This window comes from Aquiflexum sp. (assembly GCF_041751335.1).
Lineage (GTDB): Bacteria > Bacteroidota > Bacteroidia > Cytophagales > Cyclobacteriaceae > Aquiflexum.
Window position 1 is genome coordinate 1 of the sequence record NZ_JBGSXS010000053.1, and the last position, 2,596, is coordinate 2,596.

A 2,596-nucleotide genomic window follows, 5' to 3' on the forward strand; every position below is an offset into this window, starting at 1 on the left:
AGAGTTCGGCTATGAGTATTTCACGGAATGGTTCCTTACAGGAAAACTTGAATTCCAGGTATTGCATGGGCATTTACTTCATTATTCATCATTCGGAGTTCGATATTCAAAGGTGGAATGATGTCAGTTTAGACTAGTTTGAAGGCTCGATTATTATCTCAGCTTCAATTTTTCCTCTCCAGATTCTTCACTTCGCTGTAGGCTTAGCTTTATATTCTTAACTTTCAAAAAGCTCATTCAGAATGACGGGGCCTTACATCGGTCATCGGTCATCTGACATCGAGCATTTAAAACGACTTCACAATCTCCACAAAATCCCTTGATTTCAAGGAGGCTCCACCTATCAATCCACCATCCACATCAAGCTTGGAGAATAGTTCTTTGGCATTTCCGGGATTGGCACTTCCACCATATAGAATGGAGATATTGTCGGCCAAATCCTTTCCGTATTTACCTGCGAAATGTCCTCTCAATGCCGCATGCATTTCCTGTGCCTGATCTGAGGAAGCTGTCCTGCCTGTTCCTATTGCCCAAATTGGTTCGTAGGCAATGACGATCTTTGACATTTCTTCAGGAGTAAACCCAAAAAGACTTTCTGTCAATTGCTGTTTGACATAATCTTCATGTGTTTCTGCCTCACGGATTTCCAATGGTTCACCGCAACAAAATATCGGTGTCAGGCCATTTGCCAATGCCTGCTTGGTTTTTTCAGTCAACAGTTCATTGGACTCTTTAAAGTATTCCCTTCTTTCACTATGTCCTATAATCACATAGGAAGCTCCAAAAGATGCCAACATGGAAGCGGAGGTTTCTCCGGTAAAAGCTCCTGAAGCTTTGTCAGAACAATTTTGGGAACCAAGGAAAAGGTTTGGGGTATCCCCGATCAATTTCTTGACGGAATAAAGGTGAACAAACGGAGGATTGAGTACAGTGACCACATCTTTGATGTTTTCATCCTTTAGCATATTGACGATTTCTGAAGTCAGCTTTTGGCCTTCTTCGAAATTGAGGTTCATTTTCCAGTTTCCGGCTACAATTTTTTTGCGCATGGTGTATGATGGTTTGAGTTTAAAATTTGAAAAAAATAACAGTTAAAGTTACTTTGGGTTAAAATTACACAAAATGTCCTACCCACGAAAAGAATATAACCGCGATCAACCCAAAAAATATTGGTCCTTGGCCGAAGCAAAGGTTCGGATCGCTTCTTATTGTGCCTATCAAGAACGATATCAACAAGAGGTAAGGAACAAACTGCATGAACGGGGAATCTATGGTGAGGAAGCTGAGGAGTTGATTGCTTTTTTGATCAGTGAAGGTTATCTGAATGAAGAAAGGTTTGCCCAGGCATTTGTTAGCGGGAAATTCAGGATCAAAAAATGGGGCAGAAATAAAATCCTTCAGGAGCTGAAGTTGCGCCATATCAGTCCCAACTGTATCAAATCAGGAATGAAGGAAATCGACGAAGAAGAATATTGGGAAACCCTTCTCCTTTTGGTTGAAAAAAAAGCCAGCATGATAAAAGAATCTGATGATTTCAAAAAAAGGTACAAGACCCACCAATACCTGATGGGGAGGGGTTTTGAAAATGATCTGATCCAAAGTGCCATAGAAACTGTTTTTTCAAAACAAAATCTTTAATAATTGAAAGCAAAATCCTAATTTGCGAAAGATTTGAAAGTCAGATGATTCAGAAATTATTCCCCTTAGACAAAAATTACATTCTCCGTCAGGCCCAATCAGTGTTGGAAGAAAGCCTGTTGGACACCATGGTTTTTGAACTGAAAAAATCCTACACCCAATTGTACAATCCGTTGATGTTGATGGATGAGACTTTTGCCACCATCTTGGATACTTACGAATATCCAAAAGACAGGCTTAGGATGATTTACAGGCAGCTATGTGGCATCTACCGATTTAAAAACAGGGACAATCAATTGGAATTACTTTTTGATGGAAGAACCCATTTCGAAAAATTTCAGGAAGACTGGTCCGCACAGTTGATCGCATGGATACATGAATTGGGCTATCATGAGCAATATGTCAAAACCATGCTCCGAATGACTTTACTCTATGATACCGAAAGCAGGGCAGAATGGGCCGAAAACCACTGCAAATTTTTTATCAATCAGCATTTTGAGTTGAAAATTATTAAGCGGAAAGGGGAGTTGAAGTTGAAGATTGCGTAAAAAAACTAAAATCATTTTTTATTTTTCAGGCTAATTCTTAAAATAGTAATAAGCACTTACTTAATAGATTATATAATTTTTATAAATCTATTACCTGATGTCTGAAAAATTCAGAGGTAAGTATCGGAATGAATCAACCAGATTACAAAATTGGGATTATGGTTGGAACGGCGCGTATTTTATTACCATTTGCACCAAAAACAAGATTCATTTTTTTGGTGAAATTGAAAATGATAAAATGAAATTATCCAATCAGGGCGTAATTGCAGATTTATTGTGGTACGAAATAAAAAATCATGCAAAAAATGTTGAATTGCGTGAATTTGTCGTCATGCCCAATCATGTGCATTGCATATTGATTATAAACGGGGAAACGTCATCAGGGACAACGCACGTAGGGACAACGCATG

The 2,596-nt window shown here is 38.6% G+C and carries 3 protein-coding genes and 1 pseudogene; 3 read left to right on the forward strand and 1 reads right to left on the reverse strand.

Features of this window, described 5'->3' with window-relative positions; translation table 11 throughout:
* Positions 1-287: 287 nt before the first annotated feature.
* Positions 288-1,049 (reverse strand): triose-phosphate isomerase, encoded by a 762-nt coding sequence (gene tpiA, locus ACEW8U_RS03100; RefSeq protein WP_373520571.1) that lies wholly within the window; start codon positions 1,047-1,049, stop codon positions 288-290.
* A 73-nt stretch (positions 1,050-1,122) separates the two neighbouring features.
* Between tpiA and ACEW8U_RS03105 the strand changes: the two genes are divergently transcribed.
* The 3 genes and pseudogenes from ACEW8U_RS03105 to ACEW8U_RS03115 all read left to right on the forward strand — a co-directional run.
* Positions 1,123-1,638, forward strand: coding sequence for a regulatory protein RecX (locus ACEW8U_RS03105; RefSeq protein WP_373520572.1), 516 nt, complete (start codon positions 1,123-1,125; stop codon positions 1,636-1,638).
* Between the two features lie 44 nt (positions 1,639-1,682).
* Positions 1,683-2,186, forward strand: a complete 504-nt coding sequence (locus tag ACEW8U_RS03110) for a hypothetical protein (RefSeq protein ID WP_373520573.1) — start codon at positions 1,683-1,685, stop codon at positions 2,184-2,186.
* Between the two features lie 97 nt (positions 2,187-2,283).
* Positions 2,284-2,596, forward strand: a pseudogene (locus ACEW8U_RS03115) (transposase); the annotation flags it as partial.

What these genes read in the sequence shown, in the direction of transcription:
- tpiA (WP_373520571.1), bottom strand. Translation starts at nt 1,049, where the DNA reads ATGCGCAAAAAAATTGTAGCCGGAAACTGGAAAATGAACCTCAATTTC.
- ACEW8U_RS03105 (WP_373520572.1), top strand. Translation starts at nt 1,123, where the DNA reads ATGTCCTACCCACGAAAAGAATATAACCGCGATCAACCCAAAAAATAT.
- ACEW8U_RS03110 (WP_373520573.1), top strand. Translation starts at nt 1,683, where the DNA reads ATGATTCAGAAATTATTCCCCTTAGACAAAAATTACATTCTCCGTCAG.